This window comes from Micromonospora sp. NPDC003776, from assembly GCF_053605645.1.
Map to the genome: position 1 here is coordinate 1 of NZ_JBSGJR010000671.1, position 3,385 is coordinate 3,385.

The window sequence follows — 3,385 nt, forward strand, 5'->3', positions numbered from 1 at the left end:
GCCGGGCCGCCTGCGCGGTCCGCGACCCCTTCGGCCCGGCCGACCGCGGACGCCGACTGGGCCGGCGAGCCGCCCTACGATCCGGACTTCGACGGGCCGATCCGGCCCGGCGCGCGTCCGGCGGCGCCGGCCACCCCGGCCTACGAGGGTTTCGATCCGGGTGACGAGCCGCTGGACGACGTGATCGACGAGCGGACCGCCCGGCAGTCCAGCGAGGAGCAGGCGGTGCAGTTGCTCCGCGAGGTGTTCGGGGCGGAGAAGATCGACGAGGTCGACGCGCGCTGAGGCGCGTCGGCCGGCGAGGACAGGAGCCGCCGCCCGACTAGGCTGGGCGCGGCCGATCGGACGAGTGCGAGAAGGAGCCATCCGTGCGCCCAGGTGGACAGCCGAACATGCAGCAGATGCTGAAGCAGGCGCAGAAGATGCAGCAGCAGATCGCCAAGGCCCAGGCCGAGCTGGCCGAGGCCGAGCTGACCGGCACCGCGGGCGGCGGCCTGGTCACCGCCACCGTCGCCGGAACCGGTGAGCTGAAGGCGATCAAGATCGACCCGAAGGCGGTCGACCCGGAGGACGTGGAGACCCTGGAGGACCTGGTCGTCGCGGCCGTGCGCAACGCGGCCGAGGCGGCCCGGGAGCTGACCGAGAAGAAGATGGGCCCGGTCGCGGGCGGGATGGGCGGCCTCGGCCTGCCCGGGTTCTGAGCGGCAGATGTACGAGGGTGCCATCCAGGACCTGATCGACGAGCTGGGCCGGCTCCCGGGCGTGGGCCCGAAGAGCGCCCAGCGGATCGCCTTCCACGTGCTGTCGGCGGATCCGGCCGACGTGAACCGGCTGGCCGGCGCGCTGCGCAAGGTGAAGGAGCTGGTGCGGTTCTGCACCACCTGCTACAACGTCGCCGAGTCGGAGCAGTGCCGGATCTGCCGTGACCCCCGCCGCACCGACGAGGTGCTCTGCGTGGTCGAGGAGCCGAAGGACGTGGTGGCGATCGAGCGGACCGGCGAGTTCCGCGGCCGCTACCACGTGCTCGGCGGCGCGATCAATCCGCTGGAGGGGATCGGCCCGGACAACCTGCGCATCCGGGAGCTGATGAGCCGGCTGAGCGGGGGCGCGGTGCGCGAGCTGATCCTCGCCACCGACCCGAACACCGAGGGCGAGGCGACGGCGACGTACCTGGCCCTGATGGTCAAGCCGATGGGCATCGCGGTGACCCGGCTGGCCAGCGGCCTGCCGGTCGGCGGCGACCTGGAGTACGCCGACGAGATCACCCTGGGTCGGGCGTTCGAGGGCCGCCGGGCGGTCTGAGCCGTCGGCTCTCCTCTTCGGAGGATCGTGGAGGGCTGTCGTCCTGGGGACGGCAGCCCTCCCGGCCTGCCGGGGCGTAACCGGAATGTGGGACGAGTGCGGTTCGCCACGTGCTCCGCCGATGACCCGTACCGTGGTGCGTTTCGTGGCCTTTGCCGGATCCCACCATGTGCGCCCCGCTGTGACAGCATCGTTTGTCGATGGATCAGGCGCTGTCAGACCCGGCTACTTGGTGTCGGCTTGATAGCGATTGCCTAACGGCCGTTCCGCTTCTGTGTGTCGTGTCATAGCCTCCCGCTCACAGACTGAGCCACAACTCGGCGTGGTCATGCGCATGACAGAGGTGAGAGATGCAGGCGAGCAGGCTTAAGGCGGCCGTGGCCCTCGCGGCCGCTGCCGCTCTGGCGGTCGGGGCGTCCGGCTGCGCCAAGAGCGAGCGCGACGGGGACGGCGGTGGTGCGGCCAAGACGGGCGGCACCTTCGTCTTCGCCGGCGCTGGCGACCCGAAGAACTTCGACCCGATCTTCAACGACGACGGTGAGTCGTTCCGGCCGGTCCGCCAGATGTACGACACCCTCGTGCAGAACAAGCCGGGCACGGCCGACCTGCAGGGCGCGCTGGCGGAGAGCTGGGAGCACGACGCCGAGGGCAAGGTCTGGACCTTCCACCTGCGTAAGGGCGTGAAGTTCCACGACGGCACCGACTTCAACGCCGCGGCGGTCTGCTTCAACTTCGACCGCTGGTACAACATGAAGGGCGCTGCGGCCCAGTCGCAGATGCTCTACTACATGGACGTCTTCGGCGGCTTCGCGAAGAACGAGAGCCCCGACGCGGGCAAGCCGGTCTACAACAAGTGCGAGGCCAAGGACGACGCCACCGCCGTCGTCACGATGAACCAGTACAAGGGCGCCTTCCCGGGTGCCTTCGCGCTGACCGCGCTGTCGATCGCCAGCCCGACCGCGCTCAAGCAGTACGACGCCGACACCGTCAAGCAGAACGGCGACTCGTTCGAGTACAGCGCGTTCGCCAACGAGCACCCGGTCGGCACCGGCCCGTTCAAGTTCGGCGGCTGGGACAAGGCCAAGGGTGAGATCACCCTGACCCGGAACCCCGACTACTGGGGCGAGAAGGCCAAGGTCGACAAGCTCGTCATCAAGATCATCAAGGACGAGAACACCCGCAAGCAGGAGCTGCGCGCGGGCACGGTCCAGGGCATCGACTTCCCGGCTCCGGCCGACCGCAAGGCGCTCGCCGGTGAGGGCTTCCAGGTTTTGGACCGCCCGGCGTTCAACATCCTCTACCTGGGCTTCAACCAGAAGAACCCGAAGCTGAAGGACCTGCGGGTGCGTCAGGCGATCGCCTACGCCCTCAACCGTCAGCAGCTCGTCCAGACCAAGGGCCCGGGTGGCACCAAGGTGGCCGACGAGTTCATGCCGGACACCGTGCTGGGCTACGCCCAGGACGTGCAGAAGTACGACTACAACGTCGACAAGGCGAAGCAGCTCCTCAAGGAGGCTGGCGCCGAGAACCTGACGCTCAACTTCTACTACCCGACCGACGTGTCCCGGCCGTACATGCCGAACCCGCAGGAGATCTTCACCGTCCTCGCCAACGACCTGCAGGCCGTCGGCATCAAGGTCAACGGTGTGGCCCGCCCGTGGAACGGTGGCTACAAGGACGACGTGCAGCAGTTCGGCAAGCACGACCTGCACCTGCTCGGCTGGACCGGTGACTACAACGACCCGGGCAACTTCGTCGGCACCTTCTTCGGCCGCGCCAAGGTCGAGTTCGGTGACGCCGCGATGACCGACATGTTCGCGGCCATCACCAAGGCCGACGGCACGGTCGACGAGGCCGGCAAGAAGGCCGCCTGGGAGCAGGTCAACCGCGACATCGCCAGCAAGTGGCTGCCGGCCGTGCCGATCTGGCACGCCCCGCCGGCCATCGTGGTGACCAAGGACGTCAAGGGTCTGGTCGCCAGCCCGCTGACCGACGAGCGGTTCAACACCGTCAGCGTCGGCTGAGGACGCCGCTGAGCCACTGACGCGTACACGGAAACGGCCCGGGCCGGGCTCCCCCGGCC

3 protein-coding genes and 1 pseudogene are annotated in these 3,385 nt (G+C 69.0%); all 4 read left to right on the forward strand.

The features are described from left to right. Window positions 1-285, forward strand: a pseudogene (locus ACWEVO_RS33050) (DNA polymerase III subunit gamma and tau); the annotation flags it as partial. 107 nt (window positions 286-392) lie between these two features. After that, a complete protein-coding gene (locus tag ACWEVO_RS33055) occupies window positions 393-701 on the forward strand; it encodes a YbaB/EbfC family nucleoid-associated protein (RefSeq protein WP_452311357.1) in 309 nt (102 codons plus the stop codon). 7 nt (window positions 702-708) lie between these two features. Further along, the gene (recR, locus tag ACWEVO_RS33060; RefSeq protein ID WP_123242754.1) at window positions 709-1,302 is read left to right on the forward strand and encodes a recombination mediator RecR; all 594 of its coding nucleotides are present in this window, start codon (window positions 709-711) and stop codon (window positions 1,300-1,302) included. 350 nt (window positions 1,303-1,652) lie between these two features. Further along, entirely contained in the window at window positions 1,653-3,326 is a 1,674-nt protein-coding gene (locus tag ACWEVO_RS33065) for an ABC transporter substrate-binding protein (protein ID WP_452311356.1), read from the forward strand. Window positions 3,327-3,385 lie beyond the last annotated feature (59 nt).

What these genes read in the sequence shown, in the direction of transcription:
- ACWEVO_RS33055 (WP_452311357.1), top strand. Translation starts at nt 393, where the DNA reads ATGCAGCAGATGCTGAAGCAGGCGCAGAAGATGCAGCAGCAGATCGCC.
- recR (WP_123242754.1), top strand. Translation starts at nt 709, where the DNA reads ATGTACGAGGGTGCCATCCAGGACCTGATCGACGAGCTGGGCCGGCTC.
- ACWEVO_RS33065 (WP_452311356.1), top strand. Translation starts at nt 1,653, where the DNA reads ATGCAGGCGAGCAGGCTTAAGGCGGCCGTGGCCCTCGCGGCCGCTGCC.